11 protein-coding genes, 4 tRNA genes, 1 rRNA gene and 1 other RNA gene are annotated in these 14,197 nt (G+C 50.1%); 1 reads left to right on the forward strand and 16 read right to left on the reverse strand.

The genetic code is table 11. The annotated features are described in order from the left end of the window. Positions 1-44: 44 nt before the first annotated feature. The 13 genes from rpoB to OC597_RS20565 form a co-directional block, all read right to left on the reverse strand. Positions 45-4,073: a DNA-directed RNA polymerase subunit beta gene (rpoB, locus tag OC597_RS20505; RefSeq protein WP_261257500.1), complete on the reverse strand. Its 4,029-nt coding sequence runs from the start codon at positions 4,071-4,073 to the stop codon at positions 45-47. Between the two features lie 335 nt (positions 4,074-4,408). Next, complete coding sequence (gene rplL / locus OC597_RS20510; protein WP_053324266.1) at positions 4,409-4,774, reverse strand: 50S ribosomal protein L7/L12; 366 nt, start codon at positions 4,772-4,774, stop codon at positions 4,409-4,411. 62 nt (positions 4,775-4,836) lie between these two features. Next, the gene (gene rplJ, locus OC597_RS20515; RefSeq protein ID WP_006323136.1) at positions 4,837-5,334 is read right to left on the reverse strand and encodes a 50S ribosomal protein L10; all 498 of its coding nucleotides are present in this window, start codon (positions 5,332-5,334) and stop codon (positions 4,837-4,839) included. A 343-nt stretch (positions 5,335-5,677) separates the two neighbouring features. Next, the gene (gene rplA, locus OC597_RS20520; protein WP_112349313.1) at positions 5,678-6,382 is read right to left on the reverse strand and encodes a 50S ribosomal protein L1; all 705 of its coding nucleotides are present in this window, start codon (positions 6,380-6,382) and stop codon (positions 5,678-5,680) included. Positions 6,383-6,385: 3 nt separating this feature from the next. Then, positions 6,386-6,814, reverse strand: coding sequence for a 50S ribosomal protein L11 (gene rplK / locus OC597_RS20525; protein ID WP_006323135.1), 429 nt, complete (start codon positions 6,812-6,814; stop codon positions 6,386-6,388). 157 nt (positions 6,815-6,971) lie between these two features. After that, on the reverse strand, positions 6,972-7,517 hold the full coding sequence (gene nusG / locus OC597_RS20530; RefSeq protein WP_012004741.1) for a transcription termination/antitermination protein NusG: 546 nt from the start codon (positions 7,515-7,517) through the stop codon (positions 6,972-6,974). Between the two features lies 1 nt (position 7,518). After that, entirely contained in the window at positions 7,519-7,902 is a 384-nt protein-coding gene (gene secE / locus OC597_RS20535) for a preprotein translocase subunit SecE (protein ID WP_012004740.1), read from the reverse strand. A 257-nt stretch (positions 7,903-8,159) separates the two neighbouring features. Then, positions 8,160-9,344, reverse strand: coding sequence for an elongation factor Tu (gene tuf / locus OC597_RS20540; protein WP_208718403.1), 1,185 nt, complete (start codon positions 9,342-9,344; stop codon positions 8,160-8,162). 109 nt (positions 9,345-9,453) lie between these two features. Continuing rightward, a tRNA-Thr gene (locus OC597_RS20545) sits at positions 9,454-9,529 on the reverse strand. 6 nt (positions 9,530-9,535) lie between these two features. Next, positions 9,536-9,610 (reverse strand) — tRNA-Gly (locus tag OC597_RS20550). 37 nt (positions 9,611-9,647) lie between these two features. Further along, positions 9,648-9,763: non-coding RNA, RtT sRNA (locus tag OC597_RS20555), on the reverse strand. A gap of 46 nt (positions 9,764-9,809) precedes the next feature. Further along, positions 9,810-9,894: transfer RNA gene (locus OC597_RS20560), tRNA-Tyr, on the reverse strand. A 24-nt stretch (positions 9,895-9,918) separates the two neighbouring features. Beyond that, a tRNA-Thr gene (locus OC597_RS20565) sits at positions 9,919-9,994 on the reverse strand. 437 nt (positions 9,995-10,431) lie between these two features. Between OC597_RS20565 and coaA the strand changes: the two genes are divergently transcribed. Further along, a complete protein-coding gene (gene coaA, locus OC597_RS20570) occupies positions 10,432-11,382 on the forward strand; it encodes a type I pantothenate kinase (protein ID WP_085117644.1) in 951 nt (316 codons plus the stop codon). A 44-nt stretch (positions 11,383-11,426) separates the two neighbouring features. Here the strand turns inward: coaA and birA are convergent, their stop codons facing one another. The 3 genes from birA to rrf all read right to left on the reverse strand — a co-directional run bounded on the left by birA (position 11,427) and on the right by rrf (position 14,173). Next, complete coding sequence (gene birA / locus OC597_RS20575; RefSeq protein ID WP_261257494.1) at positions 11,427-12,389, reverse strand: bifunctional biotin--[acetyl-CoA-carboxylase] ligase/biotin operon repressor BirA; 963 nt, start codon at positions 12,387-12,389, stop codon at positions 11,427-11,429. Then, positions 12,386-13,423, reverse strand: coding sequence for a UDP-N-acetylmuramate dehydrogenase (gene murB, locus OC597_RS20580; RefSeq protein WP_262210279.1), 1,038 nt, complete (start codon positions 13,421-13,423; stop codon positions 12,386-12,388). The genes birA and murB overlap by 4 nt, the downstream gene beginning before the upstream one ends. A 634-nt stretch (positions 13,424-14,057) precedes the next feature. Then, positions 14,058-14,173, reverse strand: a 5S ribosomal RNA gene (rrf, locus tag OC597_RS20585). Positions 14,174-14,197: the final 24 nt, after the last annotated feature.

Consider the following 14,197-nt stretch of genomic DNA (forward strand, 5'->3'; position numbering starts at 1 on the left):
ACCCTCAGGCTCCCTAAGGTCGGGAGCCTGAGCTGGAAAAACGATTAATCGCCTTCCAGTTCGATGTTAATACCGAGCGAGCGGATTTCTTTCAACAGTACGTTGAAGGACTCCGGCATGCCTGGTTCCATGCGGTGATCGCCATCCACGATGTTTTTGTACATCTTGGTACGGCCGTTAACGTCATCCGACTTAACGGTGAGCATTTCCTGCAGGGTATAAGCTGCGCCGTATGCTTCCAGTGCCCACACTTCCATCTCACCGAAGCGTTGACCACCGAACTGCGCCTTACCACCCAGCGGCTGCTGAGTAACCAAGCTGTAAGAACCGGTTGAACGGGCGTGCATTTTATCGTCAACCAAGTGGTTCAGTTTCAGCATGTACATATAGCCAACGGTAACCTGGCGCTCAAATTGCTCACCGGTACGGCCATCGAACAGCGTAATCTGACCCGAGGTTGGGACCCCGCCCATTTCCAGCAATTGCTTGATTTCACTCTCTTTCGCACCATCAAACACCGGCGTTGCGATTGGCATACCTTTTTTCAGGTTCTCTGCCAGACGCAGTACTTCGTCGTCGGTGAAGGTGTTCAGGTCAACTTTCTGGCAGACATCGTCGCCCAGATCGTAGGCCTTCTGAATGAACTCACGCAGCTTGGCCACTTCCTGATGCTGCTTCAGCATTTGGTTGATCTTCTCACCAATGCCTTTCGCAGCCATACCCAAGTGGGTTTCCAGGATCTGACCGATGTTCATACGTGATGGTACGCCCAACGGGTTCAGTACGATGTCAACCGGCGTGCCGTTTTCATCGTAAGGCATATCTTCGATCGGGTTGATCTTGGAGATAACACCCTTGTTACCGTGGCGGCCTGCCATCTTGTCACCCGGTTGGATCTGACGCTTAACAGCCAGATAAACCTTAACGATTTTCAGCACGCCTGGTGCCAGATCATCGCCCTGGGTGATCTTACGACGCTTGGCATCCAGCTTCTTCTCGAAGTCGGATTTCAGTTCGTCGTACTGCTCTGCCAGCTGTTCCAGCTGGTTTTGCTTTTCTTCGTCGGTCAGGCCCAGCTCCAGCCAGCGATCGCGTGGCAGCTTGCTCAGCTTTTCAGCTTCAACACCGCCGGCAACCAGCACCGCATGGATACGTGCAAACAGACCAGCTTCCAGGATCTGCAGTTCTTCAGTCAGGTCTTTTTTCGCCTGCTTCAGCTGCATCTCTTCGATTTCCAACGCACGCTTGTCTTTTTCCACGCCATCGCGGGTGAAGACCTGCACGTCAATAATCGTACCGGAAACGCCGTTTGGTACACGCAGAGAGGAATCTTTAACATCAGATGCCTTCTCACCGAAGATCGCACGCAGCAGCTTCTCCTCTGGCGTCAGCTGGGTTTCACCTTTTGGTGTTACCTTGCCAACCAGAATGTCGCCACCGGTCACTTCAGCACCGATATACACGATACCGGACTCATCCAGTTTGGAAAGCGCTGCTTCACCCACGTTAGGGATGTCGGCAGTGATTTCTTCAGGCCCCAACTTGGTGTCGCGAGACACACATGCCAGTTCCTGGATGTGGATGGTAGTGAAGCGATCTTCCTGAACTACACGCTCGGACACCAAGATGGAGTCTTCGAAGTTGTAGCCGTTCCACGGCATGAACGCCACGCGCATGTTCTGGCCCAACGCCAGTTCACCCAGGTCAGTGGACGGGCCATCTGCCAGCACGTCGCCGCGCTCGATTGGCTCACCCAGATTCACACACGGCATCTGGTTGATACAGGTGTTCTGGTTAGAACGGGTGTACTTGGTCAGGTTATAAATATCGATACCTGCTTCGCCCGCGAGCATCTCGTCTTCGTTAACTTTAATAACGATACGGGAAGCATCCACGTACTGGATCACACCGCCACGTCGAGCTACGGCAGTAACACCGGAGTCAACAGCTACAGCACGTTCCATACCGGTACCTACCAGCGGCTTATCAGCGCGCAAGGTTGGAACCGCCTGACGTTGCATGTTCGCACCCATCAATGCACGGTTGGCGTCATCGTGTTCCAGGAATGGAATCAGTGAAGCACCAACGGAAACAATCTGCTGGGTTGATACGTCCATATAGTCAACCTGGTCGCGGCTGAACAGGCTTGATTCGCCTTTGCTACGACAGGTGACCAGGTCTTCTTCGAAGCGGCCGTCTTCACTCAGGTTGGAGTTCGCCTGAGCGATAACGAAGTTGCCTTCTTCAATAGCAGACAGATAGTTGATTTCATCGGTAACCAAACCGTCACGCACGCGGCGGTACGGGGTTTCCAGGAAGCCATACTCGTTTGTCTGTGCGTACACGGACAAGGAGTTGATCAGACCGATGTTTGGACCTTCCGGCGTTTCGATTGGGCACACGCGACCGTAGTGAGTCGGGTGTACGTCTCGAACTTCAAAGCCGGCACGTTCACGGGTCAGACCGCCTGGGCCCAATGCAGAGATACGACGTTTGTGCGTAATCTCGGACAACGGGTTGTTCTGGTCCATAAACTGAGACAGCTGGCTGGAGCCGAAGAACTCTTTCACCGCCGCCGAAATCGGCTTGGCGTTGATCATGTCCTGTGGCATCAGGGTGTCCAGATCGCCCAGGGACAAACGTTCTTTAACCGCACGCTCAACACGCACCAGGCCTACACGGAACTGGTTCTCAGCCATTTCGCCGACGGAACGGATACGACGGTTGCCCAAGTGGTCGATATCGTCCACTTCGCCTTTACCGTTACGGATACCGATGAGCTTCTTCATCACTTCAATGATGTCGTCTTTGCTCAGGATGCCCGAACCTTCGATCTCGTCACGCAGCAGAGAACGGTTGAACTTCATACGGCCAACCGCAGACAGATCGTAGCGGTCTTCAGAGAAGAACAAGTTCTCAAACAGATTTTCAGCAGCTTCGCGAGTTGGCGGCTCACCAGGGCGCATCATGCGGTAAATTTCTACCAGCGCGCTCAAACGATCGCTAGTTGGATCGACACGTACAGTCTCAGAGATGTACGCACCGTGGTCCAGATCGTTGGTGAACAGCGTTTCGATACGCTTGTGGCCTGACTGGCTCAGTTTGGCCAGCAGATCCAGCGACAGCTCCATGTTGGCTGCGCAGATCAGCTCACCGGTATTGGTATCGATATAGTCCTTCGCGACCACTTTGCCCGCGATGTACTCAACCGGTACTTCAATACTCTGAATTTCGTCTTTTTCGAGCTGACGGATATGACGAGCGGTGATACGACGGCCTTTCTCAATGTAGATCTTGCCGTTGGCTTCGATATCAAACGAAGCAGTCTCACCACGCAGACGTTCTGGAACCAGCTCCATCTGCAGCTTGTTATCACGGATCTCGTAAACTACTTTCGCAAAGAACAGGTCAAGGATCTGCTCAGTGGTGTAGCTCAATGCACGCAGAATGATGGTCGCAGGCAATTTACGGCGACGGTCAATACGCACAAACAGGTTGTCTTTCGGGTCAAACTCGAAATCCAACCATGAACCGCGGTAAGGGATGATACGTGCGTTATACAGCACTTTACCCGAGGAGTGGGTTTTACCCTTATCGCTGTCAAAGAATACGCCAGGACTACGGTGAAGCTGAGATACGATAACCCTCTCAGTACCGTTGATCACAAAGGTGCCGTTTTCGGTCATGAGCGGAATTTCGCCCATATAGACTTCTTGTTCCTTGATGTCTTTGACCGTGCCTTCCGGAGCTTCACGCTCATAGATTACCAGGCGCAGTTTTACGCGCAGCGGTGCAGAGAACGTCACACCACGGATCTGGCACTCTTTGACGTCGAAGACCGGCTCACCAAGACGGTAGCTAACGTATTGCAGCTCCGAATTGCCACTGTAGCTCTGGATAGGGAAAACAGAACGGAAGGCGGCTTCTAGGCCGTGCTGCCCTTCTGGATCTTGCTCGATAAACTTCTGGAACGAATCAAGCTGGATAGAAAGGAGATATGGTATGTCCAAAACTTGCGGACGCTTACCAAAATCCTTACGAATACGTTTTTTCTCGGTATAGGAGTAAACCATAGGGTTCCTCAGCTCGCTGGAAAGTCGAACCTATTTGTCCGTCCGGATATCAGGACGGTTCACGCAACACCATTTTGTCGACCGGAAAGCGGGAACACTTTCCGCAATACTCGTTTCTATCACGCTTAAATCATTTCGCTGCGTTGTGCGGCAGATTCGGCTGCGGCAAAAAAGGCAGTATATTAAGTCATCGATAGAAAGAAATATTGGGGTTAGCCAGTAGCCAAACAGTGTGAAACTCTACTGACGCCCTACAGCGCAAAAAGGCTGGTGACCATAAAGTCACCAGCCATCAGTCTGTTAGTTAAAACAGACTGCACTCAGAAAGCAGTGGCTTATTTAACTTCAACTTCAGCGCCAGCTTCTTCCAGAGCTTTTTTCAGTGCTTCAGCGTCGTCTTTGCTGATGCCTTCTTTCAGTGCTGCTGGTGCAGACTCAACCAGGTCTTTAGCTTCTTTCAGACCCAGGCCAGTTGCACTACGTACTGCTTTGATTACTGCAACTTTGTTCGCGCCGATACCTTTCAGTACAACGTCGAATTCAGTTTTTTCTTCAACAGCTTCAGCAGCAGCAGCAGGACCTGCAGCTACAGCAGCAGCAGAAACACCGAACTTCTCTTCCATAGCGGCGATCAGTTCAACGATTTCCATTACAGACAGAGCTGCAACGCCTTCGATAATTTGGTCTTTAGTGATAGACATAACAAATGTTCCTAAAATTCAGAAATAGTTTAAATACGTAAGCAACGGAAAAAAAAGAGGGCTTATGCCGCTTCTTTTTGATCGCGCAGTGCAGCCAGAGTGCGAACCAATTTGCCAGCAGCGGCTTCTTTCATGGTTGCCATCAGGCGTGCGATTGCTTCATCGTAAGTAGGCAGAGTTGCCAAGCGGTCAATTTGTGCCGCAGGGATCAGCTCACCTTCAAAGGCCGCAGCTTTAATCTCGAACTTTGCATTCGCTTTCGCGAAATCTTTGAACAGACGAGCAGCAGCGCCCGGGTGTTCATGAGAAAATGCAATCAAGGTAGGACCGACAAACGTGTCTTTCAGGCATTCGAATGGAGTGCCTTCAACTACGCGACGCATCAGGGTGTTACGAACAACACGCATGTAAACGCCAGCTTCACGACCTGCTTTACGCAGTTCAGTCATTTTATCAACGGTAACGCCACGGGAATCCGCAACAACCGCAGACAGCGCGCCTTTGGCTACTTCGTTGACTTCAGCAACAATCGCTTGTTTGTCTTGAAGATTTAATGCCATTAGCTTTTTGCTCCTGGATTTAGCCGGGGGAAATCCCCGGCACTCACATCACTCAACACCTTGTGATAAATCACGCAGTGAGAGCGTTCAAACACGGTGAGCAGAATCCAGCAAAGACTATTCTTTTATAAAAAGAAAAAATTTCTTTAGGCTCTGTCACCGTCTACGCAGGAAGGATTAAGTACCTTTCGATACACCTGCGGTCTTGGACGGAGGCCTGGATAGGCCAGGCTCCAACCGAAAAATCTTTGTCTCGCAGCTGGCTATTGCCAATAGCGAAACCTTGGGGGATAAGATTCTAGACAAATCTCCCCCCCAAGTCAAAGCGATAATCGCAGGGCGATTAGTTCGCTACAGCAGTCAGACCGCTTTGATCGATAGCTAAACCAGCACCCATGGTGGTGGAGAGGCTAACTTTCTTGATGTACACGCCTTTAGCCTGGGATGGTTTTGCTTTTTTCAGCGCAACCAGCAGAGACTCGAGGTTTTCTTTCAGCTTGTCTGACTCGAAATCAACCTTACCGATAGTGGTATGGATGATGCCGTTTTTGTCGTTACGATAACGAACCTGACCTGCTTTAGCGTTTTTCACTGCTTCAGCAACGTTCGGAGTAACGGTACCCACTTTCGGGTTTGGCATCAGGCCACGTGGACCCAGGATCTGGCCCAGTTGACCAACAACGCGCATTGCATCCGGGGAAGCAATAACAACGTCGAAGTTCATTTCGCCTTTTTTGATCTGGTCTGCCAGATCTTCCATACCTACCAGCTCTGCGCCAGCAGCTTTAGCTGCTTCAGCGTTAGGGCCCTGGGCAAATACGGCAACGCGAACAGAACGACCGGTGCCGTTAGGCAGTACGGTAGCGCCACGAACGTTTTGGTCAGATTTACGAGCGTCGATGCCTAGGTTAACAGCAACGTCAACGCTTTCTACGAATTTAGCGGTGGCCAGCTCTTTCAGCAGAGCAACAGCTTCGGTGATGTCATACTGTTTAGTAGCATCAACTTTGTCACGGATCACGCGCATGCGCTTGGTCAGCTTAGCCATTTCTTAATCCTCCACTACCAGGCCCATGGAACGAGCGGTACCTTCGATGGAGCGAGTCATCGCTTCAACGTTAGAACCAGTCATGTCCGCAGCTTTGGTTTCTGCGATTTCACGTACCTGAGCACTAGTCACTTTACCTACTTTGTCTTTGTTCGGTTTGCCTGAACCAGACTTAATACCAGCCGCTTTTTTCAGCAGAACTGCTGCTGGCGGGGTTTTGGTAACGAAAGTGAAGGAGCGGTCAGAATAAACAGTAATAACAACCGGAATCGGCAGGCCTTTCTCAACGCTGTCAGTCTTAGCATTGAACGCCTTACAGAATTCCATGATGTTAACGCCTTGCTGACCCAGAGCTGGACCAACTGGCGGACTTGGGTTAGCCATACCGGCTGCAACTTGCAGTTTAACGTAGGCTTGTACTTTCTTGGCCATTTACAATTCCTCGGTTTGGGTAATAACGCCTCACAAGAGGCTCCCCGTGTTTCACCTCGCTCAATGAGCAAGGCCTATAAAAACAAAAGGCGCGAAATTATAGTTCAATTTCGCGCCTCTGACAAGCGGCAAAAGCCACTTATTGCTGATTAATTGATCAGCCTTTTTCAACCTGAGCAAAGTCCAGTTCCACCGGCGTTGCACGGCCAAAGATGGAAACAGACACTTTCAGGCGACTCTTCTCGTAGTCCACTTCTTCAACAACACCGTTGAAGTCAGCGAACGGACCATCGCTAACGCGGACCAATTCACCCGGTTCGAACAGCGTTTTCGGACGCGGCTTATCACCAACCTGCTGCAGGCGGTTCATAATCGCATCAACTTCTTTATCGCTGATCGGTGCCGGACGGTCAGAGGTACCGCCGATGAAACCCATTACGCGCGGAACGCTGCGTACCAAGTGCCAGCTGGCGTCATTCATTACCATCTGAACCAGTACATAGCCCGGGAAGAATTTACGTTCGCTTTTACGACGCTGGCCACCACGGATTTCAACAACTTCTTCCGTAGGAACCATGACTTCGCCGAACAGTTCTTCCATATCATGCAGTTTGATGTATTCACGCAGCGATTGCGCTACGCGACCTTCAAAACCGGAAAACGCCTGAACGACGTACCAACGTTTTTTTGGAGCTTCAGACATTTTAGAACCTCAGGCCAGTAATAAACGATACCAGACGGACCAGAATACCATCCAGTCCCCACAGAATCAGTGACATCACGGCAGTTACCGCGGCAACGATCAACGTGGTATGTAGCGTTTCCTGACGAGTTGGCCAGATCACTTTGCGCACTTCAGTACGCGCTTCACGTGCAAACGCAACGGTGGCTTTGCCTTTGGTCGTCATCAGCGCCACTGCGCCTGCAACGGCGATAACCACTACAACGGCCAGCGCGCGTAATGGCAGGCTGAAATCACGGTAGAAATAGTTACCGACAATCGCTACAACCAACAGAACAGCGACGATCAGCCACTTAGCCGTTTCCAGGCCGCGCCCGCTCCCTTGAGCCTCGGTATTCGCACTCATAAACCAACCTGTCACAATGAATTCAGAACAGACAACTTTGCCTCGCACTGCAAGGCAAACCAAACCGATCAAATGCTGCTCGGCAGCATTTCGGTGTTTTACGCTATGACGTATCTCAGTCAATACGCTTTAAGAGCCCATCTCACCAATGATTATGACTGCAAAATCGCTGATGAGATAGGTTCTAGTTCACAGCGTAGAAAAAGGGCATCAAATGATGCCCTTTTACCGCGTGTCGCGTCAAATGTTATCAGCGATTAAGCGATAACTTTGGCAACAACACCAGCGCCAACAGTACGGCCGCCTTCACGGATTGCGAAACGCAGGCCGTCATCCATCGCGATTGGGTGGATCAGGGTGACTTTCATGTTCACGTTGTCGCCAGGCATTACCATCTCAACGCCTTCTGGCAGCTCGATGGTACCGGTCACGTCAGTTGTACGGAAGTAGAACTGTGGACGGTAGCCTTTGAAGAATGGAGTATGACGACCACCTTCTTCTTTGCTCAGGATGTACACTTCTGAATCGAACTGAGTGTGCGGCTTGATAGAACCTGGTTTAGCCAGTACCTGACCACGTTCGATGTCTTCACGCTTAACACCACGCAGCAGAACACCAACGTTCTCACCAGCACGGCCTTCGTCCAGCAGTTTGCGGAACATTTCAACGCCGGTACAGGTAGACTTAACGGTGTCTTTGATACCAACGATTTCAACTTCTTCGCCAACTTTAACGATACCGCGCTCAACACGACCGGTAACAACGGTACCACGACCGGAGATGGAGAAGACGTCTTCGATTGGCAGCAGGAACGGCTTGTCGATAGCACGTTCTGGTTCTGGGATGTAAGAGTCCAGGTAGCCAGCCAGTTCGATGATTTTAGCTTCCCACTCAGCTTCGCCTTCCAGTGCTTTCAGCGCTGAACCACGAACAACCGGCAGGTCATCACCAGGGAAGTCATAAGCAGACAGAAGTTCACGAACTTCCATTTCTACCAGTTCCAGCAGCTCTTCATCATCAACCATGTCGCATTTGTTCATGAATACGATGATGTAAGGAACGCCAACCTGACGACCCAGCAGGATGTGCTCACGAGTCTGTGGCATAGGGCCATCAGTCGCAGCAACAACCAGGATAGCGCCGTCCATCTGAGCAGCACCGGTGATCATGTTTTTAACGTAGTCGGCGTGCCCTGGGCAGTCAACGTGCGCGTAGTGGCGAGACGGGGTGTCATACTCAACGTGAGAAGTGTTGATGGTGATACCACGAGCTTTTTCTTCTGGCGCGTTATCGATCTGGTCGAAAGCACGTGCAGAACCGCCGTAGGTTTTAGCCAGAACGGTGGTGATTGCTGCAGTCAGGGTAGTTTTACCGTGGTCAACGTGGCCGATAGTACCGACGTTAACGTGCGGTTTTGTACGTTCAAACTTTTCTTTAGACATCGATTGTCCCTCTAAGACACGGATAAATCGGTGGTATCACCACATCAACCAAGCAGTTGCCTGTTGAATCCAGAACAGAAAGAAAATCAGGGGGCGAGAGAATAAGAAGTGGTGCTGATAGGCAGATTCGAACTGCCGACCTCACCCTTACCAAGGGTGCGCTCTACCAACTGAGCTATATCAGCACATCTTGGAGCGGGCAGTGGGAATCGAACCCACATCATCAGCTTGGAAGGCTGAGGTAATAGCCATTATACGATGCCCGCATCCTGGAACTCGGCTACCTGACTTTTCTGTAGAATTTTTAGGTGGGAGAAGGATTGTTCGTCGCTTTACTCTCACCCTTCGGGCCGGCTACGCAATGCGCTGCACAACTCGAACCTTGCTGAAGGCTTTCGCCTTCCCCTTCCGCAAATTAACCGTTGCGAGTTTATCGCTGGCCGGTTAGTTGCCGAAGGCAAGATATGGTGGTGGGGGAAGGATTCGAACCTTCGAAGTCTGTGACGGCAGATTTACAGTCTGCTCCCTTTGGCCGCTCGGGAACCCCACCAGATTTTAACTACTGTGACTTGATTGGTGCCGGCTACCGGAATCGAACTGGTGACCTACTGATTACAAGTCAGTTGCTCTACCAACTGAGCTAAGCCGGCATCAAGTGCAGCGCATTCTAGGTAGAGCGGGCGGCCTATGCAACAAAAAAATTGCGTTAGCTGCACTTTCGCTCACAAATCACCCAATTTTGCTTGCTGTCTGGCAATTCGTACCGTCAGGCGCACAAACATTCATCAATCACAGTCATCACTCCCTACACTGTAATTGCTCTTTTGCGAGTGTCGTCCACATATTTTACCTGAACAGCAGTTTCACCCCATTCGACAAGCTGTGAATGAAGCAGGAATACGCCGAAATCGACTTCAGCCTACTGCGCGCCGCTTCGCACAATTGAGATAAACTCATACTAATCGCCAACTTTTGCGAAAAAAGTCTACGTCAAAAACGAAGCTGTCTATAATATGCAGCTTGATTATTATCTGGAGTTGGCGTCCGGCGCCTTTCCCAACCTGCGTTAACAGGCAGAATTTGGCTTATGATAAAAAGAGATCAATCTTTAGCGACGCCCTATCTTCAGTTCGATCGTACCCAGTGGGCTGCGTTGCGAAATTCGGTGCCGCTGACACTGTCAGAAGAAGAAATTGTTAAACTTAAAGGGATTAACGAAGATCTCTCTTTGGAAGAGGTAGCACAGATTTATCTGCCGCTATCCCGCTTGTTGAACTTCTATATCAGTTCCAACCTGCGCCGTCAGGCCGTACTTGAGCAATTCCTCGGCACCGACGGGCAAAAAATCCCTTACATTATCGGTATTGCCGGCAGCGTTGCTGTAGGTAAAAGTACCACCGCACGTTTGCTGCAGGCATTACTTAGCAGTTGGCCGGAACATCGTAGCGTTGAACTGATCACCACCGACGGTTTCCTGCATCCGAATAAGGTGCTGAACGAACGCGGGCTGATGAAGAAAAAAGGCTTTCCACAGTCTTACGATATGCACAGCCTGGTGAAATTCGTTTCTGAAGTGAAGTCCGGTGCCAAGCGTGTGACCGCTCCGGTATATTCCCATCTGATTTATGATGTTGTCCCCGAAGGCAATAAAGTCATCGAACAACCGGATATTCTTATTCTGGAAGGGCTAAACGTATTACAGAGTGGGATGGACTACCCTCACGATCCGCATCGTGTATTCGTGTCTGATTTTGTTGATTTTTCAATATATGTCGATGCACCTGAAGAACTGCTGCAAAGCTGGTATATCAACAGATTCCTTAAGTTTCGTCAGGGGGCGTTCTCTAATCCTGATTCTTATTTCCATAACTATTCCAAGCTACCTGAGCCAGAGGCTATCAATATAGCCACCCAGTTATGGAACGAGATTAATGGACTGAATTTGCAGGAAAACATCTTACCAACACGTGAACGGGCCAGTCTGATAATGACTAAGAGCGCTAATCACGCGGTTGAAAACGTGCGCTTAAGAAAGTAGTTTAATAATAGATAAGGGGCACTCTTGCCCCTTATTAATTATAATTATTCAGCGCTACGCAGCGATATTTCCCCACCAATAAATGGCTTAATTACACCATCTTGATCGAGTAATAAGGCACCTTGCTGATCGATGCCCCGTGCAATACCAAAGATCTGTTGTTCACCGATTAACAGTTTAACCGGCCGATCGATAAAGTTATCCAACGCACGCCAGCGCGCAATAAACGGCGCCAAACCATCAATCTCAAACTGTCGCAGCGATTGACGCAACTCATTGAGTAAAGTGGCGGCCAGTTCATTACGGTCAATATTAATCCCCGCTTCCTGCAGGTTTATCCAGCCCTGGTTAATCGCATTCGCATTGGTTTCACGCATCGCCAAATTGATACCTGCGCCAATCACCAATTGCGCTGCATCACCGGTTTTCCCCGTTAATTCGACCAGGATACCCGCCAACTTGCGATCGTTAAGATATAAGTCGTTTGGCCATTTGACCCTGACACCTTCCGCACCTAACCCTTTCAACACTTCAGCCATCACTATACCGATGACCAGGCTCAACCCCATCGCTGCGGCAGGCCCCTGATCCAAACGCCAAAACATCGAGAGATACAGGTTGGCACCAAATGGCGAGATCCATTGGCGGCCGCGACGACCACGACCAGCCTGTTGATACTCAGCGACACAGGCATCGCCCGATTGCAGTTCGGCAATACGATCCAACAGATATTGGTTGGTGGAATCCACAACCGGTAGCACGGTGACACGCTTATCAGCCAGTTGGCTGAGAATACGCTCAACATCCAGTAATTGGATTGGGCCAGGCAGGCTATAACCTTTCCCTGGTACGGTAAACACGTCCAGGCCCCACTCACGGATGGTCTGGATATGTTTATTAATGGCTGCACGGCTCATGCCCAGCAACTCACCAAGATGCTCACCAGAATGAAAACCACCATCGGCCAGTATCGCAATCAGCTTAAGAGGGACTTTGGTATCCTTCATGAGAGAACCCCTACGGCATTTAACTCGCCATCCGTACCGATAAAGCGAACTTCCGGCTCGAGCCATACATCGAACTTTTTCGCTACGGTATTACGTACGTGACGAGCCAACGCCACCACGTCCTGACTGGAGGCGTTATCCACATTAACCAGCACAAGCGCCTGTTGATTATGTACCGCTGCGCCGCCAATTTGGTGGCCTTTCAGCTCACATTGGTCGATCAACCAGCCTGCAGCCAGTTTCACCTGACCATCCTGCTGCGGGTAATGTGGCATGCCAGGATATTCAGCAACCAACGCTGCGGCCTCTTCACTACTGACCTGTGGATTTTTGAAAAAGCTGCCAGCATTACCCGTTACTTTAGGATCAGGCAGTTTGCTACGGCGCATTGCACATACCGAGTCAAATATCTGACGCGGTGTCACCGTTTCCGGATCCAGCTTTGTCAGATCGCCATAATTCAGCATCGGTTCCCATTGTTTACTCAGGCGCAGGCCGACACCAACAATGATATGGCCCTTCTGAAAATGATGCTTGAAGACACTTTCCCGGTAGCCGAAGCCACAGTCTGATGCGGCAATGCGATCAATGGCACCCGTATTCAGATCCAGCAGATCAACGTAGTCACATACACTCTTGAGCTCGATACCATAGGCACCGATATTCTGAATAGGGGCGGAACCGACCAGGCCGGGGATCAACGCCAGGTTTTCCAGTCCAGGAATACCGGTTTCCAGAGTGCGGCAAACCAAACCATGCCAATTCTCGCCAGAGCTAACGTGGAGAAACCAGGCATCTTTCTCTTCCCTGATGTCGATTCCTTTTAATTGATTGATCATAACCGTACCGGAAAAATCCTCAATAAACAGTACGTTACTCCCTTCCCCAAGTACCAGCAGCGGCTCTTGGCGCTTCTGCGTTTTCTGCCAAACCTTGATCATTAATTCGATTGTTTCTGCAATGACCAGATGCGCTGCGTTGACCGGGAGCGCAAAAGTATTGTGTTTTTTTAATGACGCGCTTTCAGTAGACATAACGATAAATACCTATACGGAAATGAACCTCCACCTAGTCTACTCGATTCGGCACGCCAGGCTAATATTTGTTTTCATCGATCTGGCTTTTATCTGGAGAACATCCACCGAGGGAATAGTTCTAATTTTTTATAAGGTATTTTCTATATAAATTAATTAGGTAATACGAATTAGATAGAAGCTAACATGATTAATACCTACATTTCTTTAAAATTTGCCTTATTACTGCATACTAAAATATTCCATCCGCCCTAGCCTATATATATTTAAAGTTATTTGTCGTTTTTAAACATTGTTAATATTTATATATTATAGGTAAACAGCTGGGTTCTATTCGGAGGTTATTGTGGTGTGGTGTTATCTAGAAAAATACAGCGTAGCTGCGTCTGTTCTTTCTTTCGCACACAGCAAAAAGCCTCATGCTTTCGCATGAGGCTTTCGACTTTATTTGATGCCTGGCAGTGTCCTACAATACTCGTCTCATCCTGAAACTCTCCCCTTCGGGGCCGCCGCAAGCGGCGTTAAAGCCCGTTCCCGACGGGCTTTTCGCATGCCCATGCTCGAGCAGAACGATATGCGACAGATAAAACAAAAAGCCCCACGCTTTCACGTAGGGCTTGTTGCTTTATTTGATGCCTGGCAGTGTCCTACTCTCGCATGGGGAGACCCCACACTACCATCGGCGCTACGGCGTTTCACTTCTGAGTTCGGCATGGGATCAGGTGGGACCACCGCGCTATGGCCGCCAGGCAAATTCTGTTTCATTCCAACCGC

The sequence above is a fragment of the Serratia proteamaculans genome (genome assembly GCF_946227095.1).
Classification (GTDB): Bacteria; Pseudomonadota; Gammaproteobacteria; order Enterobacterales; family Enterobacteriaceae; genus Serratia; species Serratia proteamaculans_E.

Bases quoted from the DNA above. Each gene is read 5' to 3' on its own strand.
- rplJ (WP_006323136.1), bottom strand. From the start codon at position 5,334: ATGGCATTAAATCTTCAAGACAAACAAGCGATTGTTGCTGAAGTCAAC.
- nusG (WP_012004741.1), bottom strand. From the start codon at position 7,517: ATGTCTGAAGCTCCAAAAAAACGTTGGTACGTCGTTCAGGCGTTTTCC.
- rplK (WP_006323135.1), bottom strand. From the start codon at position 6,814: ATGGCCAAGAAAGTACAAGCCTACGTTAAACTGCAAGTTGCAGCCGGT.
- secE (WP_012004740.1), bottom strand. From the start codon at position 7,902: ATGAGTGCGAATACCGAGGCTCAAGGGAGCGGGCGCGGCCTGGAAACG.
- rplA (WP_112349313.1), bottom strand. From the start codon at position 6,382: ATGGCTAAGCTGACCAAGCGCATGCGCGTGATCCGTGACAAAGTTGAT.
- birA (WP_261257494.1), bottom strand. From the start codon at position 12,389: ATGAAGGATACCAAAGTCCCTCTTAAGCTGATTGCGATACTGGCCGAT.
- tuf (WP_208718403.1), bottom strand. From the start codon at position 9,344: ATGTCTAAAGAAAAGTTTGAACGTACAAAACCGCACGTTAACGTCGGT.
- murB (WP_262210279.1), bottom strand. From the start codon at position 13,423: ATGTCTACTGAAAGCGCGTCATTAAAAAAACACAATACTTTTGCGCTC.
- rplL (WP_053324266.1), bottom strand. From the start codon at position 4,774: ATGTCTATCACTAAAGACCAAATTATCGAAGGCGTTGCAGCTCTGTCT.
- coaA (WP_085117644.1), top strand. From the start codon at position 10,432: ATGATAAAAAGAGATCAATCTTTAGCGACGCCCTATCTTCAGTTCGAT.
- rpoB (WP_261257500.1), bottom strand. From the start codon at position 4,073: ATGGTTTACTCCTATACCGAGAAAAAACGTATTCGTAAGGATTTTGGT.